The 24,132-nt window shown below is 34.6% G+C and carries 24 protein-coding genes; 9 read left to right on the forward strand and 15 right to left on the reverse strand.

The features are described 5' to 3' along the window. Positions 1–148: 148 nt before the first annotated feature. The 3 genes from PI23P_RS06895 to PI23P_RS06905 all read left to right on the forward strand — a co-directional run bounded on the left by PI23P_RS06895 (position 149) and on the right by PI23P_RS06905 (position 2,720). On the forward strand, positions 149–925 hold the full coding sequence (locus PI23P_RS06895; RefSeq protein ID WP_004570054.1) for an SDR family oxidoreductase: 777 nt from the start codon (positions 149–151) through the stop codon (positions 923–925). Between the two features lie 95 nt (positions 926–1,020). After that, positions 1,021–1,551: a 3-hydroxyanthranilate 3,4-dioxygenase gene (locus PI23P_RS06900; protein WP_004570055.1), complete on the forward strand. Its 531-nt coding sequence runs from the start codon at positions 1,021–1,023 to the stop codon at positions 1,549–1,551. Positions 1,552–1,634: 83 nt separating this feature from the next. Further along, a complete protein-coding gene (locus PI23P_RS06905; protein ID WP_004570056.1) occupies positions 1,635–2,720 on the forward strand; it encodes an amidohydrolase family protein in 1,086 nt (361 codons plus the stop codon). Between the two features lie 70 nt (positions 2,721–2,790). Here the strand turns inward: PI23P_RS06905 and PI23P_RS06910 are convergent, their stop codons facing one another. From PI23P_RS06910 to dnaK, 5 genes are all read right to left on the reverse strand, one after another. Further along, positions 2,791–3,213 (reverse strand): DUF2141 domain-containing protein, encoded by a 423-nt coding sequence (locus PI23P_RS06910; protein WP_026288356.1) that lies wholly within the window; start codon positions 3,211–3,213, stop codon positions 2,791–2,793. A gap of 132 nt (positions 3,214–3,345) precedes the next feature. Continuing rightward, the gene (locus PI23P_RS06915; protein WP_004570058.1) at positions 3,346–3,891 is read right to left on the reverse strand and encodes a class I SAM-dependent methyltransferase; all 546 of its coding nucleotides are present in this window, start codon (positions 3,889–3,891) and stop codon (positions 3,346–3,348) included. Positions 3,892–3,978: 87 nt separating this feature from the next. Continuing rightward, positions 3,979–4,503: a hypothetical protein gene (locus PI23P_RS12750; RefSeq protein ID WP_018941810.1), complete on the reverse strand. Its 525-nt coding sequence runs from the start codon at positions 4,501–4,503 to the stop codon at positions 3,979–3,981. Between the two features lie 6 nt (positions 4,504–4,509). Beyond that, positions 4,510–5,397 carry a metallophosphoesterase gene (locus tag PI23P_RS06925; protein ID WP_004570059.1) on the reverse strand — a complete coding sequence of 296 codons (888 nt, stop codon included), beginning with the start codon at positions 5,395–5,397 and terminating at the stop codon, positions 4,510–4,512. Positions 5,398–5,566: 169 nt separating this feature from the next. Further along, positions 5,567–7,462, reverse strand: coding sequence for a molecular chaperone DnaK (gene dnaK / locus PI23P_RS06930; RefSeq protein ID WP_004570060.1), 1,896 nt, complete (start codon positions 7,460–7,462; stop codon positions 5,567–5,569). A gap of 358 nt (positions 7,463–7,820) precedes the next feature. Between dnaK and PI23P_RS06935 the strand changes: the two genes are divergently transcribed. Further along, positions 7,821–9,245, forward strand: a complete 1,425-nt coding sequence (locus PI23P_RS06935) for an L-serine ammonia-lyase (protein WP_004570061.1) — start codon at positions 7,821–7,823, stop codon at positions 9,243–9,245. A 68-nt stretch (positions 9,246–9,313) separates the two neighbouring features. On the opposite strand, the gene PI23P_RS06940 is transcribed toward PI23P_RS06935, so the two are convergent. Continuing rightward, positions 9,314–10,051, reverse strand: a complete 738-nt coding sequence (locus PI23P_RS06940) for a bacteriorhodopsin-like (protein WP_238299990.1) — start codon at positions 10,049–10,051, stop codon at positions 9,314–9,316. Positions 10,052–10,149: 98 nt separating this feature from the next. Here PI23P_RS06940 and PI23P_RS06945 point away from each other — a divergent pair, with 98 nt between their 5' ends. After that, entirely contained in the window at positions 10,150–11,034 is an 885-nt protein-coding gene (locus PI23P_RS06945) for a Brp/Blh family beta-carotene 15,15'-dioxygenase (RefSeq protein ID WP_004570063.1), read from the forward strand. Here the strand turns inward: PI23P_RS06945 and yaaA are convergent. Then, positions 11,031–11,789 carry a peroxide stress protein YaaA gene (gene yaaA / locus PI23P_RS06950; protein ID WP_004570064.1) on the reverse strand — a complete coding sequence of 253 codons (759 nt, stop codon included), beginning with the start codon at positions 11,787–11,789 and terminating at the stop codon, positions 11,031–11,033. The two genes, PI23P_RS06945 and yaaA, sit on opposite strands and share 4 nt — an antisense overlap. Before the next feature lie 634 nt (positions 11,790–12,423). Here yaaA and PI23P_RS06960 point away from each other — a divergent pair. The 3 genes from PI23P_RS06960 (at position 12,424) to PI23P_RS06970 (ending at position 15,079) form a co-directional block, all read left to right on the forward strand. After that, positions 12,424–12,855 carry a hypothetical protein gene (locus PI23P_RS06960; RefSeq protein ID WP_004570066.1) on the forward strand — a complete coding sequence of 144 codons (432 nt, stop codon included), beginning with the start codon at positions 12,424–12,426 and terminating at the stop codon, positions 12,853–12,855. A gap of 47 nt (positions 12,856–12,902) precedes the next feature. Continuing rightward, on the forward strand, positions 12,903–14,228 hold the full coding sequence (locus PI23P_RS06965) for a M28 family peptidase (protein WP_004570067.1): 1,326 nt from the start codon (positions 12,903–12,905) through the stop codon (positions 14,226–14,228). A 257-nt stretch (positions 14,229–14,485) separates the two neighbouring features. Continuing rightward, positions 14,486–15,079, forward strand: coding sequence for a hypothetical protein (locus PI23P_RS06970; RefSeq protein WP_004570068.1), 594 nt, complete (start codon positions 14,486–14,488; stop codon positions 15,077–15,079). Between the two features lie 227 nt (positions 15,080–15,306). Here the strand turns inward: PI23P_RS06970 and PI23P_RS06975 are convergent, their stop codons facing one another. Continuing rightward, positions 15,307–16,773: a MoxR family ATPase gene (locus tag PI23P_RS06975; protein WP_004570069.1), complete on the reverse strand. Its 1,467-nt coding sequence runs from the start codon at positions 16,771–16,773 to the stop codon at positions 15,307–15,309. Between the two features lie 62 nt (positions 16,774–16,835). Then, positions 16,836–17,960, reverse strand: coding sequence for a vWA domain-containing protein (locus PI23P_RS06980; RefSeq protein WP_004570070.1), 1,125 nt, complete (start codon positions 17,958–17,960; stop codon positions 16,836–16,838). A 386-nt stretch (positions 17,961–18,346) separates the two neighbouring features. Here PI23P_RS06980 and PI23P_RS06985 point away from each other — a divergent pair, with 386 nt between their 5' ends. After that, the gene (locus PI23P_RS06985) at positions 18,347–19,225 is read left to right on the forward strand and encodes a TIGR01777 family oxidoreductase (RefSeq protein WP_004570071.1); all 879 of its coding nucleotides are present in this window, start codon (positions 18,347–18,349) and stop codon (positions 19,223–19,225) included. Positions 19,226–19,381: 156 nt separating this feature from the next. Here the strand turns inward: PI23P_RS06985 and PI23P_RS06990 are convergent, their stop codons facing one another. From PI23P_RS06990 to rsfS, 6 genes are read right to left on the reverse strand one after another with little or no spacing between them, the layout of a single operon-like run. Beyond that, positions 19,382–19,651 (reverse strand): acyl-CoA-binding protein, encoded by a 270-nt coding sequence (locus PI23P_RS06990; protein WP_004570072.1) that lies wholly within the window; start codon positions 19,649–19,651, stop codon positions 19,382–19,384. 2 nt (positions 19,652–19,653) lie between these two features. Then, entirely contained in the window at positions 19,654–20,310 is a 657-nt protein-coding gene (locus PI23P_RS06995) for a phosphatidylserine decarboxylase family protein (RefSeq protein WP_004570073.1), read from the reverse strand. A 2-nt stretch (positions 20,311–20,312) separates the two neighbouring features. Then, positions 20,313–21,113, reverse strand: a complete 801-nt coding sequence (locus PI23P_RS07000) for a phosphatidate cytidylyltransferase (protein WP_004570074.1) — start codon at positions 21,111–21,113, stop codon at positions 20,313–20,315. A gap of 1 nt (position 21,114) precedes the next feature. Further along, entirely contained in the window at positions 21,115–21,699 is a 585-nt protein-coding gene (locus tag PI23P_RS07005; RefSeq protein ID WP_004570075.1) for a hypothetical protein, read from the reverse strand. A gap of 23 nt (positions 21,700–21,722) precedes the next feature. Continuing rightward, positions 21,723–23,714: an ATP-dependent zinc metalloprotease FtsH gene (ftsH, locus tag PI23P_RS07010; RefSeq protein WP_004570076.1), complete on the reverse strand. Its 1,992-nt coding sequence runs from the start codon at positions 23,712–23,714 to the stop codon at positions 21,723–21,725. A gap of 19 nt (positions 23,715–23,733) precedes the next feature. Next, positions 23,734–24,102, reverse strand: coding sequence for a ribosome silencing factor (rsfS, locus tag PI23P_RS07015; protein WP_004570077.1), 369 nt, complete (start codon positions 24,100–24,102; stop codon positions 23,734–23,736). Positions 24,103–24,132: the final 30 nt, after the last annotated feature.

Here is a 24,132-nt window from a genome sequence, read left to right on the forward strand (position 1 = left end):
TCAATTGGAACATTTTTAAAAAGTAGTGCAGATTAAAGGAATAATTTTAGAGAACAAATAATGAGTTGCCACTTTTGCGCAGGCAGGAATTCATGAAATAGGCAACAAAATAAAAATAGATTTCTGTTTTCGCAGGAATGATAGAAATATGGAATTAAATTTAAAAAATAAAAATGTTTTGGTTTGTGGAAGTACGCAAGGGATTGGAAAGGCAACTGCTATTTTGTTCGCGGAAGAAGGCGCAAATGTTACTTTAATAGCTCGAAATCAAGAGAAATTGAAAGAAGTGCTTGCTGAACTTCCAAATAACGATCAAAAACATGCGTATTTAATTGCAGATTTTTCGAAACCAAATGAATTAAAGTCAGTTTTAGAGGCTTCTGCTTTACAGTTTCATGTGTTGATAAATAATACAGGAGGGCCTGCAGGAGGGCCCATATTTAATGCGAAGATCGAGGAGTTTGAGACTGCGTTCACCCAGCACTTAAAATGCAATCATGTTTTAGTGCAAGCACTAGTTCCATTTATGAAATTGGAATGTTATGGAAGAATTATAAATGTCATTTCAACTTCTGTAAAACAGCCTTTAGATGGTTTGGGTGTTTCGAACACGATTCGTGGAGCCGTTGCAAGCTGGTCTAAAACGTTAGCAAATGAGCTGGGAGCATTCGGAATTACAGTAAACAATGTATTGCCGGGAGCCACAGGTACAGGACGTTTAGAAGAAATTATAAAGAACAAAGCTAAAAAGACAGGAAAATCATTTGATGCCGTTTCAGAAGCGATGAAAAATGCGTCTCCTGCAAAGCGTTTTGCTGCGCCCGAAGAGGTTGCTGCGGCAATTGTGTTTTTAGCGAGTGAAAAAGCAGGTTATATTAATGGAATAAATATTCCGGTGGACGGAGGAAGAACAAAATCGCTGTAAAAAGTAATTTGTGTTGGGTTTTTAGAGACAAAACTATTTTAAGTACCTTTAAAATAGTAGGAATATAAATTTAGAGTTTAAAATATCAAATAAATATGAGCAATCTAGTACAGCCTTTAAATTTTAAAAAATGGATTGAAGAACACCGTCATCTATTGAAACCACCAGTTGGTAACAAGCAAGTTTGGGACAACGGGGAGTATATTGTAATGGTTGTCGGCGGACCTAATAATAGAAAAGATTATCATTACAACGAGACTCCTGAGTTTTTTTATCAGTTGGAAGGGGATATGATTTTGAAAATAATAGATGCCACTGGAGAAATGATCGATGTTGCCATCAATGAGGGCGATATTTATTTATTGCCGTCAAAAGTACCGCACTCTCCACAAAGAAAAGAAAATACGGTTGGTTTGGTCATAGAATACCCTCGTTCTAAGGGAATGACAGATGCGCTAGAATGGTATTGTGAAGGCTGTGGAACTCAATTATACAGAGAGGAATTTACGCTAGAAAACATAGAAACAGACATGCCTATTATTTTTGACAACTACTATTCAGATGCAATGAAATGTACTTGTGGGAATTGTGGGGTGGTGATGGAGAAACCAAATAAAATTGGGTAGTTGTTGATTCCTTTTTTAGGAGTTTATAAGCATCTCACGAAAGTATAAATTTAAATGCAGTATTTATAGCAACTACAGTAGCCATGACAAACAAAAAACTACGCATCAACGGACATTCACATTTACTTCCTTACCCAGAAGAAATTCCTCAATTTATGAAGGATAAAGAAATTTTTTGGGTAGATGACGAGCGGAAGCATATGTTACAGAAAGGATGGAAAAGACCTGTAACAGATTCAAGTTTTTTCTTAAACGAAAAACTCATTTGGATGGAGAAAAATAAAATAGACCACGCAGTGGTTTTAAATCTTTCTCAGTTATATGGGAACGGTTTGCGTTTAGAAGAGATGAAAAAAGCATTGCGTTTTCAGAATGACTTTAATGCCAAGGTGCAACGCAATCATCCAGATAAATTTACCTGTGGTTTTGTAGTGCATCCCGGATTTATATACGGTGCATTGGATGAAATAAAGCGCTGCGTAGAAGAGTTGGGATTGAAAGTATTGTGTTTGCCCACACATTTTATGGATTCTATTGGACAATGGCGCTGTGTCTTTGACGAAGAAAATGATGCAATTTTTGAGTTGGCAAATAAATACAAACTTGCAATAGAAATACATCCTTATGACGGGGATAAAATGATAAAATTAGAAAATACCAATTGGCGTTTCCATTTAATTTGGATGCTAGCTCAATGTGGAGATGCATATCATTTTTATACATTAAACGGGATGCAGGAGCGTTTTAAAAATATTAGAACTTGTTTTGCACATGGAGGTCAATTGGCACAAATGAATTTAGGAAGAAGAATACAAGGTTTTGACGGTAGACCTGATTTATTTGAAGGGAAGACACACCCTAGAAAGGCAGTGGGACATCCCAACATCTTTTTTGACACCTTAGTGCACGATACAGATTCTTTAAAGCTAATGATTGATAGACAGGGTTCTAATCAAGTTTTAATGGGATTAGATGATCCGTATCCATTAGGAGAAATGGAAAGTGATAAGCAATCTTCTTATCCTGGTAAAATTTTAGATTTAGCGAAAGATCGAGACATTATTAACCAAAAACAGTATGATCAAATTTGGGAAGACAATACACTGCGTTGGTTATTTGGGGATGATGAAAATGCCAAACAAGATTTGATTTCCAAAATTATAGGATAAAAAACAGCTTGTTGTATTCTAATGATGGCATCACTTTAGAAAAAGATCTTTGTGGAAAGCATCTATTATTTTAAAGAGTGATTTGAATTTTTTGATCTTCAGTTAATGAAAATTTAGCATCATCATATGCGGGCGGTCCCATCAGCCCTCTCGCATTGTTAGAACACCCATAGCTTTCTTTCGGAATTCCAAATAAATTGGTATCCATCTTTTTATTTTCGTTTTCGTCATGAACAAAGGAGACAGCGTAGGTGCCTTTGGGTAAATTTTCAAAAGTATGGACTGCCTTCTGATTGTTAATCTTTACAAGCGCACTTTTGAACTGTATTTTAAGGAAGGTGTCCTTTTGATTATAAAGACCCAATAGCAAGACGCCGCGGTTGGATTTTAATCCAGAGATTGCTATCGTTAGGGTACACTCTTTATTTTGCTGTGCTTTGGTTGAAAAGAGCATACCGCAGCTAAAGAATAGGGTAAAAATTATTTTTTTCATAGTATTTTTCTTTTTCCGTATTGTAAAATGGTTTTCTTTGATTCACTTTTGTTATGAAACAAATATAATACATCATGAGAAGTAAATTGAATTTCTGTGAAGATGCTGAATTGAATTAAAGTTTTGTGGCACTTATTTATAGCATTTATAAATAAAACTAGGAGGTAGGTTTCTAACGACAAAGTTTAATTTAACATCGTTAAAGTTGTTTCTTAAAAAAAGGTATTTACCAAAGCTATATTGGTATTGAATAAAGCAACCATTGGGTTTTAGGTGGTATTTGACTTTCTGGACGATAGAAGTGATAAGTTCCTTTTTAAGAAGACTTAGGGGTAAGCTAGAGATCACGTAGTCGACCTTTTTTTCTTTGATTTCTGACAGCTGGTTGAATTTCTCTGCGGAGCAATTGTGAATTTTAAAATTGTCATGGCTTTTGAATTTTTCTAGGCAATGTTCGAAAAACTTTTTATTTGTCTCAAAAGAAATAAGCTGTGTACTTTTTGGTATTCTTTTTAAAATCTCTGCTGTAAAGTTTCCGTTCCCCGATCCAAATTCTAAAATGATTTGATCTCTTTTAAACTCTACATCTTTCAAGCATTTTTCTATTAAGTATTTAGAGCCGGGTTGTATGCTACCAATAGTGTTTATATTATGTAGTGCTTCTTTTGTAAAAAACATTTTTATTTCTTTAGGCTTAAATATAAATGATTTTTTGAGTTCTATTGCAAAACAACGAGACAATCTGCAGTCTTTGCAGTGCTGTACTTATTTATAGTTGCTTTTGATTTCTCGCAAACTTAAATTAGAAGTTGTAAATTGAGAAATAACTTGGAAATATAATTCTTCAATTTCTAAATTAAAATGTTTTGTCCATTTGTCATCTGCAAATAAGTGATGTATTTGTTTTATTCTTTTTTGTGCTTCAGAAAATGTAAATAAGTAATTGACGGCACCTGTTTTTATGGATTGTAGCTTTACTTTTTTTGTATCAAAGTTTACGTGTATAGAAAAGAGTTTTTCTGTGGCATGTATTGGGTGAAAATCTGTCCATTTTGCAAAACCCGTTGCAATCTGTTGGTTTCTATAATTTTCATTAGAGTCTAGTTTCCACCTACAATTGGCAACTCTTCCCCAATGATTTGATTTTCGGTAAACTCCAACATTCGTGTAGAAATAAAGGCTTTCAGATTTGCTTTGATAATTGGTGTCTGGGGTAAACTCAAAGTGGTTAACTTGTTTAAATTCGCAAAACGTATGTTTAAAAAAGTTTGTTTGGTTGTAGGTTTTCAAAGGTGATTATTTAAGTACTAATTTTCTTGAGAGTTCCCGATCGAATCCCTCAATATAAATGGTATCACTGTCAAATTTAACTTTTGCGAAGGCAGAGCTGTTCTCGGTGTCGACCATTCCTTTGAAAGTTACATAATGCACATTGTTTTCCATTTGATAGGCACCTGCATGATTATGACCATTAAAAAATAGTTTAACATTTTCGTAGGGCTTAATAAGTGATAGAAACTGATCTCTGTTCCAGATGTTATGTTCGTCAATTGGAAAAATGGGAAAATGACAATAAAAGCCAACTTTTTGATTGTTTTTTATAGCAAGGTCTAATTCTGTTTTTATCCAATTTAATTGGACTGTGCTCAATCCGCCATTCCATTTTTTTAGATATGGCAATTCTTTGTTGCCCAATAAATTAAAAATAGAATCTGTCTGTTTTTTTTTATTTGGGGTCAAAGCACCGTGAAAACTGAGGTCATTTCCGTCTAAAACAATAAAACGCCACTCTTTTTCAATAAAACTATAATAGCGATTGGTAAGACCTAAACGCTGAATTACACTCGATTTTAAAGAAGCTTCCACTTCAAAATCATGGTTTCCCAGTACGTGGTAGGAAGTAGATTTTAGCGTTTTCCACATCGGTAGAACACGTTCGAGACTTTTAAAGTCTTTGTCAATAAAATCACCTAAATGGATGCTATAACTTAAAGAGTCTTTATTTAAAACAGCAATGGCTTCTTTCAATCTTTTGGGAGCTGCGCGGTAATATCGATCCCACTTGACAGCACAATCACAGTACTGGCAATCCGCAATAATGCCGATTTTAAAAGACGTATCCACATTCTTTTGACATGAAAGTAAACAGACCATAAAAGTTAAAAGGAGTGTGCTTCTTTTCATTTGTGTTTTTAGGTACCTTTTGTAAATATACAGTTTCCTAGAATACAAAAAACGCACCCAAGTGAATGGATGCGTTTTAATTTATTTATACTTCTTTGTAAAAACTCCTATGAAATAAAGGAATAAGCATTTTTCAAAAGCGTACTGAAAAGTACAATTAATTCAAGGCTTACTTTACTTCTTCGAAATCTACATCTTCAACATTGTCACCTTGAGCATCTGCAGCTTCTGGTTCTGCAGCAGCGTCTCCACTTGCAGCACCTTGCTCCGCAGCATACATCTCTTCAGATGCAGCTTTCCAAGCTTCATTAATCTTTGCCATAGCGGTATCGATTAATTCGCCTTCTTTAGATTCGTGGGCAGCTGTTAATTCTACTAATGCAGCTTCAATGGGTGCTTTTTTATCATCAGATAACTTGTCACCAAATTCTGCTAATTGCTTTCCTGTTTGAAAAATCATAGAATCTGCTTCGTTAATCTTCTCTGCAGTTTCTTTGGCAGCTTTATCGGCATCCGCATTTTCTTCAGCCTCTTGTCTCATCTTAGCGATGTCTTCTTCAGATAATCCTGAGGAAGCCTCAATTCTAATTTCATGAGATTTATTGGTTCCTTTGTCTAAAGCAGAAACTTTGATAATACCGTTGGCATCAATATCAAAAGTTACTTCAACCTGAGGAACTCCTCTTTGTGCTGGAGGTAAACCATCTAAATGAAAGCGTCCGATTGTATTATTATCTGCAGCCATTGCTCTTTCACCCTGTAAAACGTGAATTTCAACAGAAGGTTGGTTGTCTACAGCCGTAGAAAATACTTGTGATTTTTTTGTTGGAATGGTTGTGTTTGCATCAATTAATTTTGTGAAAACATTTCCCATTGTTTCAATTCCTAATGATAAAGGCGTTACGTCTAATAACAAAACATCTTTAACATCTCCAGATAAAACTCCACCTTGAATGGCAGCTCCTAAAGCAACAACTTCATCAGGGTTTACTCCTTTACTTGGCGTCTTACCAAAGAACTTTTCTACTGCTTCTTGTACAGCAGGTATTCTTGTAGAACCACCAACCAGTACAATTTCATCAATGTCACTAATTGATAAATCAGCATTTTTTAACGCTTTTTTACAAGGAGCAATTGTTCTTTTTACTAAATCGTCAATTAAAGTCTCAAATTTAGAACGAGTCATGGTTCTTACCAAGTGCTTTGGTCCGCTTGCGGTAGCCGTTATATATGGTAAGTTAATTTCTGTTGATGTCGTGCTTGATAATTCAATTTTTGCTTTTTCAGCAGCTTCTTTTAAACGCTGTAAAGACATTGGATCTTTACGTAAATCCATTCCTTCTTCAGCATTAAACTCTTCTGCCAACCAATTAATGATTTTCTCATCAACATCATCACCACCTAAATGCGTATCTCCATCTGTAGCCAATACTTCAAAAACTCCATCTCCTAATTCTAAGATAGAAACATCATGTGTTCCTCCACCAAAATCAAAAACAACAATTTTCTTGTCGTCATGAGATTTGTCTAATCCATAAGCTAATGCCGCTGCAGTTGGTTCATTTATGATTCTTTTTACTTGTAGTCCTGCAATTTCACCAGCTTCTTTGGTTGCTTGACGCTGTGCATCGTTAAAATACGCAGGCACTGTAATTACTGCTTCAGTTACTTCTGTTCCTAAGTAATCTTCAGCTGTTTTTTTCATCTTTTGCAATACCATTGCAGAGATCTCTTGTGGCGTGTACAAACGTCCGTCAATGTCTACTCTTGGTGTGTCATTATCTCCTTTTAACACCTTGTAAGGAACTCTCCCTGCTTCTTTCGAAGAATCAGAAAACTTGTTACCCATAAAACGTTTGATAGAATACACTGTTTTTGTTGGGTTCGTTACCGCTTGTCTCTTCGCAGGGTCTCCAACTTTACGCTCTCCTCCTTCTATGAACGCAACGATCGATGGTGTTGTTCTTTTTCCTTCTGAATTAGGAATTACAACAGGCTCATTTCCTTCCATTACAGATACACACGAGTTTGTTGTTCCTAAATCTATTCCAATTATTTTACCCATAATACTTATTTGATATTGTTATAAATTCAATTTTACAATTACCAATAGGCAAACTGTGTGCCAACTGCTTTTTTAATGATAAATGTCAGTTCTGGGTTGCTACTTGAAATAATTATGTGCCATTTTGACACTAGGTTTGCAGATGTTGCAATGCAGCTGTCCTTTTCTACAAGATGCGATGAATCCGCTTAGTGACTGTATCCATACTTAATTTAAAGGGGTCTTTTCCTACATGCTAAATATTTTAAAGGGATATTCTCTTACGAAGTGTGAAAGGATGGTTAAATTAAATAAAAAAAACCAGCGTATTGCGCTATATTTTTTACATTTACAGTACTTAATTTAATTATTTTTACGAATGTCGCAATTTATTAGTGTTTTCGATATGCTTAAAATTGGGGTTGGGCCCTCAAGTTCACACACATTAGGTCCTTGGAGGGCTGCTGAGCAGTGGATACAGTTTTTAAAGACAGCCGCTATTTTTAATGATATTGAAGGAATTAGAATTGATTTATTTGGTTCTTTAGCACTTACAGGAAAAGGACACGCCACTGATTATGCCGTATTGTTAGGCTTAAGTGGTGCAGACCCTGAGTACATTCCGATCTCCGATATGGATGCGATTATCAACGATATTAAAATCCTAAAGAAATTACAATTGAATAAGGAAAGAGAAATTAATTTTTCAATAGAGAATGTTGTTTTTAATAAATCGTTTCTCCCTTTTCATGCCAATGGAATTATTTTCAGAGGCTTTTGCAAAGGCAAAGAAGTTGCAACACAAACTTATTATTCGATAGGTGGTGGTTTTATTGTCCAAGAGGATGATCATTTGGAAGAAGAAATAGAAATCACAAAAAAGAACTTTCCTTTTCCGATTAACAGAGCTTTTCAATTGGAGGCGTTTTGCGAAAAGGAGGGTGTATTGATTTCAGATATTGTTTTAAAGAACGAATTAGAATTGCGAACTGCTGACGAAATTGATCAAGAGTTAAACAGAATTTGGGATACGATGCTTGAATGTATGTACATCGGATGTCATACAGAAGGGAAACTTCCTGGAGGCTTAAATGTAAAAAGGAGGGCTTTTTCATCACATCAGAAATTAATAAAAGATACGAGCTATACAGATAAAAATGAGTGGGTTACGGCGATACGAAGCACGGAGGTGAAATTTAGAGAAATTTTAAAATGGGTAAGTTGTTTTGCATTGTCAGTAAATGAGGTAAATGCTGCTTTAGGGAGAGTAGTAACCGCACCAACGAACGGCAGTGCTGGTGTAATTCCTTCAGTTTTAATGTATTATTTAGTTATAGAGAATCACGACGCTGATTTTGATGACATTAAGAAATTTTTATTAACAGCTGGCGAAATTGGCAGTCTTTTCAAAAAGAATGCTACTATATCTGCGGCTATGGGAGGTTGTCAGGCCGAAATTGGTGTTTCTTCAGCGATGGCGGCAGCTGCTTTAGCAGAATTATTAGGAGGCACAGCCGCACAATGCTTGGTTGCTGCTGAAATTGCCATGGAACATCATTTAGGTTTAACTTGCGATCCTATTGGAGGTTTGGTACAAATACCGTGTATAGAAAGAAATGCAATGGGTGCAATAAAGGCCATTCATGCAGCAGAAATGGCTTTAGAAACGGATCCAAAGGAAGTGAAAGTTCCTTTGGACAAAGTGATAGACACGATGTGGGAGACAGCAAAAGACATGCATAAAAATTATAAAGAGACTTCAGAGGGTGGATTAGCGATGCATGTTGGTTTCGCCGATTGTTAAAAAAAAAGCTCAAAAACATTTTCATGCTTTTGAGCTTTCTTAAAAAAAAACTAATTTGATTACTTGTATTAAGCTGTTTTTGCAGCTGAAGTAGTGCTCTGAACAGCAAGGTTGTATACCACTAGTCCAAATCCAATTTTGTTGATAGCATCTCCGATATTATAAATAATATTTAGATCCCATCCTCCAAAAATACCATCGTACCATCCTGGTGTTCCAGCCATGTATCCAATTGGGTAAATTGCCCAACCTACTAATACGAACCAACATAATGCTTTGTGAGCTTTCAATACTTCTCCACCAGCTGCTACAGCTAATTTCTTAGCAGTTCCTAGCCAGATGTCATAAACAATTACAAAGTATGCGATACCTGAAGCAAGTCCCCAAATTTGAGCGTTAGCTGGATCAATTGCTTCTCCAATATAACCTGTTACTAACATTACTACAGATAAGAAAATTAAACGCCACATTAGCGATTTCTTTGCTCCTGCAACTTTTAGAATTAAATAAAACTCAACACACATTAATGGAACTGTTAAGACCCAGTCAATATATCTAAAGAAAGTTGGAGACTCTTCGAAAGCTGCCCAATAATCTCTCATGTAGAAGTAGTGTACTGCTGCAATAAAGGTAATTAAACCAGATACTAATAAAGAAGTTCTCCACTTCTTATCAAAACTACTCATTGATAAAAAGAAAAATACTGATGCTGCCAACATAGCCATACAGCCCACAAAAAATGTAAATCCAACGTAATCATCTGTCGCCATTTTGGTCACAGAAAGAAAATTCATAGATAAATTCATAATGTTAAAAAAAATTAAGTTAGTAAAATTGTTTATTGTTTAAGGTTTTAACTTAAACACTTACTCAAAGATAGATAAAAAAATATTAAATTTGTAGAATGGAGACATTAAATAACAAGAATTACGAAAGCTTCATGCTTTATTTTACATTTTTCTTGCTTTGGGTGAGCATCCAATTTGGAGAAGTAGTGGAGGATTTTATAGCCTATGTTATGGTCGTATCTATAGGTATTTTGCACGGGGCAAACGACTTACTTATTTTATCTAAAAAGGATAAAGGAAAGCGTACGTTTATAAAAAACCTAATTATTTACATTGGAATTATAGGCTTTTGTTTGATCATTTATATTTTTAATCCGTTTGTTGCTATTTTGCTTTTTGTTTTCTTGAGTGCGTATCATTTCGGAGAGGAACACTTAGGTGTTAGAATTTCTGTAAATGCGACATTTGATTTTACGTATTTCCTAGCCTATGGTTTGTTTATATTCTCTTTACTTCTGCATCAATCGATCCCAGATGTAGATAAAGTAATGAGAGAACTAACAGGTACTATTATTACGGTCAAACAAATAGAGATTGTATTAATAACGAGTGCGAGTGTTTTGTTTTTGGGAAGTGTGTATTTGTTCTTGTCCAAAAGAGTTGCTTTGGGGGTATTTGTGAAGGAGTCTTTTTACTTGTTGCTACTTTTTCTTGTCTTTAAAACATCCTCTTTAATTTTAGGGTTTGCTATTTATTTCATTTTGTGGCACTCCATTCCTTCTATAATGCATCAAATTGAATTCATTTCTGGGGATTTAAACAAAGCAAACGTTCTATATTATTTTAAAAAAGCCCTTCTTTATTGGGGTATAAGTATTGTAAGTTTATTCATTTTATACCAAATAGTTTCGGACATCGAATTATTTTCAACGGTCATTTTTGCCATTCTATTTGCGGTCACTGCACCACATGCTTGGGTAATGTTTAGAATGAAAAATTAACGTGTAAAAAACAAATCGTTTCCCGAGGACATTTCTTCAGAAAAACGATACCGGTCGATATTAAAACCTTTCAAACCCGCTACTGTTTGAATATCGTTATCTAGGAGATAGCGCACCATCAAACCACGCGCCTTTTTAGCGAAGGTCATGATTGTTTTGTATTCTCCGTTTTTAAACTCTTTAAAGACTGGAGTAATCATGGGAACTTTTAAAACGTTTTTTGGAAGTACTTTAAAGTATTCTGCACTTGCTAAGTTTACCAAGAGTTCTCCGTCTTTTAATTCGCTATTTAATGAATTTGCCACGGATTCTCCCCAAAATTTATACAGATTTTCAGTCGTTCCAACATGTAATTTCGTTCCCATTTCTAAGCGATACGGTTGTATTAAATCCAACGGTTTTAACAAACCATAAAGACCGGATAAAATTCTTAAACGGTTTTGCAATATAGGTATTTGTTCTTCTTCTAAAGAATGCACATCAATGCCCCTAAATACTTCTCCTGTAAAGGAGTAAATTGCCTGTTTTGCATTTGTAGTAGTAAATGGTGTTTGCCAAGTCTGATTGCGTTCGTAGCTCAATTGAGATAGGCTTTCAGAAATGTGCATTAGCGTGCCAAGTTCTCCCGCAGAAAAGGTCTTTAATTTTTCGTTTAATTTTTCAGATTGTTTCAAAAAATCTGGTTGTGTATGGAGATTAATGGGAGCTTTTCTCTCAAAATCTAAGGATTTTGCTGGTGATATTATAATTTTCATTTGCTGTGTTTCAAAAATAAAATTTTGTATTGAAGATTATAAAAATACAAATGATTCTTCTATCCTGACCGTAAATGGTTGCTAAATAATTGATAAAACTATGTGTGTTGTCTATTATTTTTATTTTTTTTATGAATTTAGCAAACTATTTATTTTTTTGAAGGGCTAAGAAATTATAAAGAAATACTATTATTTGGGTATAGGGATTGAACTTAGTAAAAGATTGAAGGATGCAAAGCTAAAGAATTGCGCTTTTAGTCAGTTGCTCGACAGCGATCAGGAATATTTGTACCGGCAAATTCAAAAAAAAATGGTGATTGCGCATGAAAATGCGAAAGATGTTTTGCAAAATACGTTCATTAGGATTCATAAAAGCATTGTAAACTTTCGATAGAGGAGCGCTAAAAGGGGTTGCGAGGAATAAGGACAACACAAAAGAGAGTTGGAAGAGAAGACGTATAAAGAATTAGCGTGAAAGAATTATAATAAGCATCTATTATGAAGTTAAAGCTATTCTAAGAGTATTCTTTCTCTAGGATATTTCAACACATTCGGACGCAGTAATGAGGTCTTATCTATTTGAGGATAAACAAAATATTTTTTTATAGATGGGTATGGGGGATTTACAAATTCATTGGATGTTAGTTTAGGTATTAAAAACATAAAACGAACTTTTGGTACGACAATTTCTGCTTCTTACTTATTTTATAGAGACAAGTCTTACAAATTAATTTCAAATAACTATGTAAATCTCACTTTAAGGAGCACTCGAAATTTTGCAGTCCGCTTCCGACTGGCGTTTAATTTTATAATTTCAAAACAAGTGTTAACAGTAGATAAAAACGTTTTTTTAGACGATCAAAAAGTTTTGAAAAGTTTTTCTTTTGATATTTTCGACTTATTAAATACTCAAATAAGGCTTCCGCTATCGGTTCGCAAGTACTCCACGGACTTTGAAGTTGGTTATATTTTAAATCTACCCAAGGCAGTTTTACAAGAAGCAAATTTAAAAACAACAAGTTTCTTTAGTTTATCAATTGGATACTTATTTAACATAAGTAGATAATCAGCTTTCTTTTTTCTTTTGTATTTTTGGAATTAAAATTTATTTTCATGAAAAATATTTCCATTTTATTTTTATTAATTTCAGTTGCAGTATCGGGTCAAACAGATCCAAAAATATATGATATAATAAAAGACGTTTCTGCGGATCGAATTAAAGCAGATGTAAAAACTTTAACAGAGTTTGGTACTAGAAACACATTTTCAGATACCATTTCTAATACTCAGGGGATCGGAGCAGCAAGACGTTGGATAAAGTCTCAATTTGAGGTTATTTCTTCAGAATGCGACTCGTGTATGGAGGTGTTTTATCAAAAGGATTTTGTAACCAAAAAAGGGAATAACAGGGTGCCACACGACGCATGGGTTGTAAATGTAGTGGCCGTTCAGAAAGGAACAAAATATCCAAATAAATACATAATTATGAGTGGCGATATTGATTCACGCGCTAGTGATACGATGGATTTCACTACAGATGCTCCGGGGGCCAATGACAATGCTTCAGGAATGGCTGGTACTTTGGAAGCCGCAAGAGTTTTGAGTGCTTACAAATTTGAAAGTAGTATTATTTATGTCGGGCTCTCAGGAGAAGAGCAAGGACTTTTTGGTGGTGCTGGATTGGTGCAGTATGTCAAAGAAAAAGGTTGGGATATTATTGGAATTTTAAACAATGATATGATTGGAAATATTACCGGAGTAGACGGCGTTATTGACAACAGGTCATTCAGAATATTTAGTGAACCAGTGCCTGCAAATGAAACTGAGCGCCAGCGAAAAATGAGACGCTTTTATGGGGGTGAAGTCGATGGGATTTCGCGACAATTGGCGCGGTATATTCATAAAAGTGTAAGGATATATATGCCCGAAATGAATCCGATGATGATTTACAGGTTAGATCGCTTTGGAAGAGGGGGGCATCACAGACCATTTAATGATGCAGGCTTTGCGGGGATTCGAATTATGGAGGCACACGAAAATTACACACAGCAGCATCAGGATATTAGAATTGAGGATGGAATAAAATATGGGGATACCTTTGAGCATGTGAATTTTGGATACGCTAAAAAATTAACTGCGGTGAATGCTATTAGTCTCGCCAATTTAGCATGGGCACCAGCAGCTCCAGAAGAGGTTGCTATTGGTGGTATTGTAGAGGCAAATGCTAGGTTGAGCTGGAGTAAAGTCGAAGGAGCAAAAGGATATAAGATCTATTGGAGGGATACAACATCTCCAACTTGGGATCATGAGAGATATGTAGAAACTACAGCTTTTACCTTGGAAGGAATTGTAATTGATAATTTCTTTTTTGGAGTAGCTGCCATTGGTGAAAACGGTCATGAAAGTGTTGTGGTTTTTCCAAATAGAATTTTAAGATAAGATTTTAAATTTTTTTAAGAGAGTTTCTTGTGCAAACAGCATAAGAAACTCTTTTTTTTTGCATCCTATTTTAAACTTCTAAAAGAAAATAGATGCGTCCGTGCTCCGTGTGGAAAATTTCTTTTAAGATAAAAGTTAGATTATTTTCTATTTTTAGCCTGTAATAGGGGCTGCTTATTTATTTATAATATAAATCAATAGTTATTATTTCGTAATTAAAAGTATTACTCTTATATTTGAGTATAACACTACTGATTATGAAAAATATAATTTTAATTATCTGTTTATTAATTGTGAACCTATCGTTTTCACAGAAAGATTCAAAACCCTTTGTAAAAAAAGTATTCTACAATCATGTTGAAGAAAAGCAGCAGCAAACGAATGCCTTTAATTTCTTTGGATTGCAAGGATTAGAAAAATTAAAGCTTTTAAAATCGATAAAGCCAACAAATAATTCAGAGGGTAAATTTCCTTTTTATAATAACAACAAGCAGTTACTGGATTTAGAGCTTGCCGTGAACAAGGAAATCGCAGCTGAAGAAATGATGGTTGGAGAACAAATTAAAAAGAAGACCATTTTTGTAGACAAAGTGGTTTTGAAAATTTTAAAAGACAACAATATCGAGTGTGCAGAATATATAAGTAGGGTTGATTTTCAGAGGGGGAGAACGAGCCATTTTTCCGAAAATTATACGTTAGATGTCAATAAATTAACATTTACATATCAATTTAAAAATGAGGTAGAATTTAAAATAGGTAAAGACCTCTATGCATATTTAAGTAAAATTTATAAATCTGAACTGGACAAAACACTTTTAAATAGTTTGAATTTATTTGTGATGAATTTCTAAGGTCTTGAAGTATAAATGCCAAAAGGGATGGAATGTACTAGTTTAGAAATCATTTTATTTACTTAGAGCCCGTATAAAACACAGTACATTGATTGTAATGTGTTGCGTTGAGGAGTTTTTCCCAAACTTAAAATAATGAAAAATAAAAAAGTATAAAAAAACCGAATTATAAATATATAATTCGGTTTTTTAGCATCATAATTTAGTGCATTGGATATCCGTAAATACTACAATCCACTTATAAAATTTCCATAAGGATCTTTAAATTGCGTTCCTTCTGCAAAACGATATTTGCTTAATTTTTTAAACTCAACCAAGGCCCACAGCACAAACTCTTTCATAAAATAGGTATCTGCTTCATTCATGTTTGGCTGGTATTTCGTTACAAAATCACTCAAAGGTTGTACTTTGTCCAGCTCAGCTTTGTATTGTGCCTCAGAATGTTCATCTAACAATTCAAAATCTTCCTCTGTGTTAAAGAACCAAGAAATTATCGCGTCGTAAGGTGTTTCTTCCTCTTGTTTTTCTAACTTTTTAATTTCAGGAAAATAGCTTGGAAACAGTGTCGTTACCGCTTTTTTAATCAAACGGTCCGCCACCACATGAGCGCCTTCCTGCTCTCCTTCGTATACTAATTCTACTTTACCAGTAATTGCAGGTATGATTCCATCAAAATCACTCAAACGAACCATCGTCTCGGCATCACCAGATAGCAAGGCTCTTCGCTCTGCAGTACTTAATAAATTTTCAAAAGCAGAAATACTTAAACGGGCACTTACACCACTTTTAGCGTCTATATATTCACTCTCTCTAGCTTCAAATACAATTTGTTCTAAAAGATCCTTTGCAAGCTCAGGCACCGCAATAAATTCTTTTTGGGCGCTTGCTTTGCTAGTTTCTTGTTGCGTAATTGTTTTTGCAGTTTCAATATCTGCAGGATAATGCGTTAAGATTTGTGATCCAATTCTGTCTTTTAAAGGAGTTACAATACTTCCTCTACTTGTATAATCTTCTGGGTTTGCTGTAAATACAAACTGCATGTCTAAAGGAAGTCTTAATTTAAAACCTCTAATTTGAATGTCGCCTTCCTGTAATATGTTGAATAAAGCTACTTGTATTCTAGCTTGTAAATCAGGCAATTCGTTGATCACAAAAATACAGCGATTCGCTCTTGGAATCATTCCGTAATGAATTACGCGGTCATCGGCATAACTTAATTTAAGGTTCGCTGCTTTTATAGGATCTACATCTCCAATAATATCGGCAACAGTAACATCTGGTGTTGCTAATTTTTCTGCATAGCGCTCTTCTCTGTGCATCCAGAAAATAGGTGTTTTGTCTCCTTTTTCTTTAATTATTTCTTGGGCAAATCTTGAGATTGGGTTTAAGGGATCATCGTTTATTTCAGAGCCTTCAACAACCGGAATATATTCGTCTAATAGGTTGACCATTAGTCTAGCAAGACGTGTTTTTGCTTGTCCACGTAAACCGAGTAAGTTGATATTGTGTTTGCTTAAGATGGCTCTTTCCAGTTCTGGTATTACCGTATTTTCATATCCATGAACGCCTTTAAACACCGTCTCTTTACTCATTATTCTACTGATGAGGTTCTCACGTAATTCGTCTTTTATGGTTCTTGATGTGTATCCAGATTTTACTAATTGTCCTAATGTTTTTATCTTACTTATATTCATTTAGTTTGTTTTATTCCTTTGTCTTTCAGTTTTCTGTTTGTCTGCTGCTAAGGGGGATGCAGTTATCCCTTGATATTTTTTTTCCTATTTGTTTCGTAATCTTCAAAAATCATTTCGCCCAAACCTTTCAAACCGGTATAAAACGCTTTGCCCTGATTTGCTTTTGTAAAAGCCCTCACAAATTGCATTAAGTAGGGATCTTGGGCAATCATAAATGTAGTGATGGGAATGCGTAATTTTCTCGCCTGTTGCGCCATCGCGTAACATTTGTTTACAATGTGTTCGTCTAAGCCATTACTGTTTTTGTAATATTGGCCATCAGGCAAACGCAAGCAGCTTGGTTTTCCATCGGTAATCATAAAAATTTGCTTGTTGGTGTTTCTTTTTCTTCGCAACAGGTCCATTGCTAGATTTAAACCAGCAACAGTGTTGGTGTGATACGGTCCCACTTGTAAATAGGGCAAATCTTTAATTTTTATGGACCAGGCATCATTTCCAAAAACTATAATATCCAAGGTGTCTTTCGGATAGCGTGTGGTAATCAATTCGGCCAAGGCCATTGCTACCTTTTTTGCAGGTGTAATTCTGTCTTCTCCATACAAGATCATAGAATGGCTAATGTCGATCATTAAAACGGTACTCATTTGGCTTTTGTGAAGCGTCTCTTCGACGACCAAATCATTTTCGGTTAAATTAAAATCATCGATTCCGTTATTAATTTGAGCATTTTTAATACTCTCGGTAATGGAAACTTTATCTAGAGCGTCTCCAAATTGATATGCACGCACGTCACCGGTATGTTCATCTCCAATTCCGGGGGATTTACTTTTATGGTTTCCTGCACCACTTTTTTTGATTTTTCCAAAAATGTGGTTTAGTGCCTGTTGTCGGATAGCGCGTTCTGTTTTTGGAGTGATTTTTGTTCCTCCAGTACCCTCTCCTTTAACTTCTTCCTTAATGTAGCCTTTCTTTTTTAAGTCTTCAATAAAATCGTCGATGGTATATTCGGCATCGGTTAATTTATATTCAACATCTAAAGAACGCAACCAGTCGATGGCTTCGTCAAAATCACCAGAAGTATGAGTTATCAATTCTTTGAAAATTTCGAATAATTTATCAAAGGGAGATTGATTTTCTGCTTCATAGGTTTTGAACACAAAACCTTTTCTTTTTTTGTTATTTTTCATCACTATAAAAATACGCCTTTCTTGAGTGTCTAAAAATATTTTAACATAGCTTTAGTATATGCATCAATCGTTAAATGTGATACTTGAATAATTCGCAAATTTTTATTAATAAAAAGGATAATCTCATTTTTTTAGAAGTCCTAAATTATAAATAGTACCGATAATTGGTGTGAAAGAAGTTGTAAAACAACTATTTAAACGAAGTGTTTCCATTTGTTTTTACAATTTTAGTTCGTCTTTTTTCGGTGCTATATTTGAGTTTATTACAAAATTTAACGCGTGCCTTTAAATAGAGATCGGTGGAATGACAAAACAGTTCTTTTTTTAAATAAAATATTTTTTAAACAAAACGCAGTCTTCTCGATTTGGGTTTTTATCTTTACAACATGGCAAATATATTAATTACTGGCGGTACGGGTTTAGTGGGAACGAGACTCACTCGACTCTTACTAGAACGAAAGCATAAAGTAAGAGTTTTAAGTAGGAGTCCTGCGTTAGAAAATGAGTTCAAGTGGGACGTTTCAAAGGGCTTTATCGCTGAAGAAGCATTAGAAAATGTGGATTATATTATTCATTTAGCAGGTGCTGGAATCGCAGATAAGCGTTGGACAAAAGATAGAAAAAAAATACTTATTGACAGTAGGGTGAAGACTGCAAATTTATTATTTCAAAAAATTAAAGAAAGAAACATTGTTTTGAAAGGATTTATTTCTTCTTCTGGAAGTAATTATTATGGCGCGACTACTACGGACAGGATTCACCAAGAAGCATCGCCTGTGGGAACCGATTTTCTAGGTGTTGTTTGTCAGCAATGGGAAGCAGCAGCAAATCAATTTCTAAAATTAGACATTCCGGTAACAATCTTAAGAACGGGGGTTGTGCTCTCTAAGAAAGGTGGCGCTTTAGAGAAAATGAAGACGCCTGTAATTTCTCCATTAGGTTCTGGAAAGCAGTTTATGCCATGGATTCATATAGACGACTTGTGTGCCCTTTATATTAAGACTGTAGAAGAAAATATTGTAGGTATTTACAATGCGGTAGCTCCGGAGCATGCGAATAGTACAGCATTTTCAAAAACATTGGCAAATGTTTTGAAAAGGGTATATGTACCGATAGCAGTGCCTGGATTTTTATTAAAATTAGTCTTTGGAGAGTTGGCGATTATCCTATTGGAGGGAAGTAGGTTGTCCTCTGAAAAAATTGGGAAGAAAGGGTTTGTTTTTAAATACGGTACTTTGAAGTTGGCTTTAAAAAGTCTTTTGTAATTTTCTTTATGATGCACCATTTTACTCTTCGTTTTAAAAAGTAAACAGCCTTTGAATGATAGCTATTTTTATCTGGAGGTTAGAATTCTGAAAAGAGGAGTTCGATTAGGTGCTGAATGGCTTTGATATCAATAAGGTTGTGATTTGTAATTGTCTTTATTTAATTTTTGCTTTTAAAACAATCATTGCCAATTTTATATATTCTTTTTTAGCCTGCTTCGCAGACATGTTTTTCAACTGCATCCAAGCATTAATTTTGAAGGCATTTCGAACATCTAACTTTACGTCAAATGGAAAGGTGCTGCCAAAGGTAGCTTGTTTGTAGTATGCATAAAACTTAAGCATAATATCTGGGGCTACGGCCTCATTTAATTCTGAAATTGAACTAAAAGCCTCTTTAAACGCAAGGTCTAAATCAGAAGTCATATCTATTTTTTTGCAATCACTTGAGTTCCTCCTTTAACAGTGTCTCCTAATTTTACAGTTAATTCAGTACCAATAGGAAGATATAAATCTACTCGCGATCCGAACTTAATAAAACCGGCATCAGCGCCTTGAATTACAAGATCTCCTTCTTTTGCATAGTTCACGATTCTTTTTGCCAGTGCACCTGCAATTTGACGGTATAATACTTCTCCAAAACTTGTATTGTCTATAACTACTGAGGTTCTTTCGTTTTCTGTAGATGCTTTCGGATGCCAAGCAACTAAGTATTTTCCTGGATGGTATTTGCTATATTTTATGGCGCCGCTCATTGCAGACCTTGTAACATGTACATTGATTGGTGACATAAAAATGGAAACTTGCAGCCTTTTGTCTTTGAAGTATTCTGGTTCTTCTACTTCTTCAATAACCACTACTTTTCCGTCCACTGGTGCGATGATTACATTGTCGTCTAAAATAGTTACCCTTTTTGGATCTCTAAAAAACTGCAATACAGTAAATAATAAGCCTAAGACTACAATTTGAATTGATTTTACCAGCCAGGTAGTTTCAATAAGTTTTTCTGCCAGTAAAATAGCGGCAATAGATAAAACAAATGCAATGACAATAATCTTGTACCCTTCTTTATGAAAACGAATCATTTTTAAATAATAAAATTAATATACAAATATACGAATGGAGCGGCAAATAACAAGCTATCTAAGCGATCTAAAATTCCGCCATGTCCTGGCATAATAGTGCCACTATCTTTTATTTTAGCTTGTCTTTTTAATTTAGACTCTATTAAATCACCAATGGTTCCTATGACAGAGATGATGGAGGCAACAGCGAACCAATGCAGCACAGAAAAATCTGAGCTGAAGAGACTAATACTAATAAGATAAGCTGCAATAAGTGTGAAAAAAAATCCCCCAATAAATCCTTCGACGGTTTTTTTAGGAGATACAGAAACAAATAATTTTGTTTTTCCAAAGTTTTTTCCCACCAAAAAAGCAAAGCTATCATTTACCCATATAAGAATCAAAACAGAGATCATTAGGAAAGGAGTATAGTTTTGATTGTAAAATGGTAATAATGTAAGAAAGCAAAAGGAGAAAATTAAATAACGAATGGAGAGTCCTAATTTTTCTCTCTCGGTTGAAAAAGTGATTTCTTTTTTTGCGAATAACTGGTATATCAAATAGACAGAGGATGCGATGTTGATTGCTAATATCATTTTTATAGCATAACTTTCTGGTCGTTTATGCATTAAGAAGAGAGTCAGCCCAAATAATAAATAAGCAATTACACTTTTAAATTTTGTTATTTTAGAGAGTTCATAAATGGCAATAATAGCAAAAAAGGCAACTAATAAGATATAAGATTCTTTAGAAAAAAGAATAGCTGACACAAAAATTGATACATAAATGATCCCGGAAAGACTCCTTCTTAAAAGGTTGCGCATATTATAAATCTTCTAAAAGGAGCAAATATAAGTTTTTTGAGTTACTGATACCGTGGTTTAGAAGATTTTCCTCAGTTTTATTAAGCGTGTAATTTTTAACAGCTGAAATATTTGTGGGTATTGCATGCTTAGCGTTTGTTTTGATGCCTGTTAGTCCTTGTCCCGTGTTTTTTACCAGTTGACTTGTGGTAGCAAAAACAATAAAGTTTTCGGAGAATTCAGACAGCTTTTTGCTTCGCAATTGATTGGAAGAAAAGAGAACATCGCCTTTGTCAGCAATTAAATGCTCACAGGTGGTAAAAAAAGGAGTGGACTTTTTAAAATCAAAGTCTACAGCAATTTCTTTTTGGTCTAAAAAAGAGAGTAAATCTGGGTTGGTTACCAGTATGTTTTTCCAATTATTTTCAGATAAAATACTCTTCAGGTGCAAGATACTTTCTTCTTTTTCTAAGCAATATAAAAATTTCCCTCCCTTTTTAATAAAATTATGAACAAATAGATCGTCTAGAGATAAATTAACTTCTTGTGCTTTTATCTCTAGATTCTCTTTGAATGTTTTGTTAAATACTTTCTTAAAAAAATTCATAAATGTAACTGTAGAATTTTAAATTACTCCTCTGTAGTTGTATCTACAGGAGAAATCTTTTCTTTTTCTTCAATCTTTTCTTCAATTACATCTTCAACTTTTTCTTCTAATTCGTCAAAAGGTCTTTTTCCAAATATCTTTTGCAAGTCATTTTTGAAAATAACCTCTTTTTCTAATAAGAGTTGTGCGAGCACTGTAAGCTTTTCTTTATTGTTACTCAAAAGATCTATAGCGCGTTGATATTGCGCCTCAATCATCTTAGAAATTTCTTTATCAATAGTTCTTGCAGTGTCTTCACTATAAGGTTTTACAAAAGAATCGTTTCCTGAAGAATCGTAGTAAGTAATATTACCAACTTCTTCATTCAATCCGTAAACAGTTACCATTGCTCTCGCTTGTTTGGTCACCTTCTCTAAGTCGCTTAATGCACCTGTGGAGATTTTGTTGAAAATTATTTTTTCGGCTGCTCTACCTCCTAATGTAGCACACATTTCATCCAGCATTTGCTCGGTCTGTACAATCAATCGTTCAGCGGGTAAGTACCACGCTGCTCCTAGTGACTGTCCTCTCGGTACAATGGTTACTTTTACTAAAGGTGCAGCATGTTCTAGCATCCAACTTACAGTAGCGTGTCCTGCTTCGTGAAAAGCGATCACTTCTTTTTCTTTTGGAGTAATTACTTTGTTTTTTTTCTCTAAACCTCCTACTATTCGATCCACGGCATCTAAAAAATCCTGATGTTCAATAGCTTTTTTACCATGTCTTGCTGCAATTAAAGCGGACTCATTACACATGTTGGCAATGTCTGCTCCAGAAAATCCTGGAGTTTGCTGTGCTAAAAAGTCAATTTTTACATCGTTGCCCAGTTTTAAAGGTTTGATGTGTACTTCAAAAATTTCTTTTCGTTCGTTAATGTTTGGGAGGTCTACGTAAATTTGTCGATCAAAACGTCCTGCACGCAATAGTGCGCTATCTAAGACATCTGCTCTGTTGGTGGCAGCAATTACAATCACGTTCGTATCTGTTCCAAAACCATCCATTTCTGTTAACAGCTGGTTTAGGGTGTTTTCACGTTCGTCATTTCCACCAGTCATACTATTTTTTCCACGTGCTCTTCCCACCGCATCAATCTCATCGATAAAAATAATTGAAGGTGATTTTTGTGCAGCTTGTTTAAATAAATCTCGCACTCTTGACGCGCCAACACCTACAAACATTTCCACAAAATCAGAACCAGAAAGTGAGAAAAAAGGAACCTCTGCTTCTCCTGCTACTGCTTTCGCTAATAATGTTTTTCCAGTTCCAGGAGGCCCTACTAAAAGCGCTCCTTTTGGTATTTTCCCTCCTAAAGAGGTATATTTCTCCGGGTTTTTTAAAAAGTCTACAATTTCCTGAACTTCTTCTTTCGCTCCTTCCAAACCTGCTACATTGGCAAATGTTGTTTTTACTTTCGTATCTTTATCAAACAACTTCGCTTTGGATTTTCCGATGCTAAAAATTTGTCCTCCACCGCCAGAACCTGCTCCGCCACCAGACATTCTTTTCATGAAAAATAACCAAACACCAATTAATATAATGAAAGGTAAAAAGCCAAGAAAAGTATCTACCATACTTGTTCTTCCTTCGTTTTTTAAGTCAAAAGTTAATTGACTTTCAGTACGCGCTTCTTCTAAATCATTTTCAAAATTTTGCAAGTCTCCAAAGTTATACTCGTATAAGGACTCTCCTTTTCTATAAAAAGCGGAATTGGTAAGCTTTTGATACTTGCTTTTGCTAAGTGCTTCTTCTTTAATAAATATTTGTGCAACATTGTTATTTACAACAATGATTTTAGAAATATCATCTTGCTTTAAAACTTCATTAAATTCATTTTTTGATATACTTTGTGTCGCTAGGTCGCCTCCACTAAAAATTTGAAAGCTAATTAGCAGCAAGATTACTGCACCATAAATCCAATATGTATTGAATTTAAACTTGGGTGTATTTTTATTATTTTCTTTTTTGTTATCGTCCATTTTTGTAGTGTCTAAAAATTTAAGCTGGTTTTATTTCTGTGATTTTTGCATCTCCCCATAGACTTTCTAAATCATAAAAGTCTCTTATCTGTTTTTGAAAAACATGCACAACAACGTGCACGTAGTCCATTAAAACCCATTCGGCATTATTTTCACCTTCAATATGCCAAGGCTTGTCTTTAATCTGTTTACTTACTGTTTTTTGAATAGAACCCGAAATCGCTTTTACCTGTGTATTTGAATTACCAGAACAGATTATAAAATAATCACAAACGGTATTTTCGATATCTCGTAAGTCTAGTAACTGAATATTTTCTCCTTTAACCTCTTCAATTCCTTGAAATATAACAGCGATTAAATCGTCTGCACTTACTTGCTTTTTAGTCATTAATTCTTTTCTAATTTAATTGCAAAGTTA

The sequence above is a fragment of the Polaribacter irgensii 23-P genome (assembly GCF_000153225.1).
In the GTDB taxonomy this organism is placed as follows: Bacteria; Bacteroidota; Bacteroidia; order Flavobacteriales; family Flavobacteriaceae; genus Polaribacter; species Polaribacter irgensii.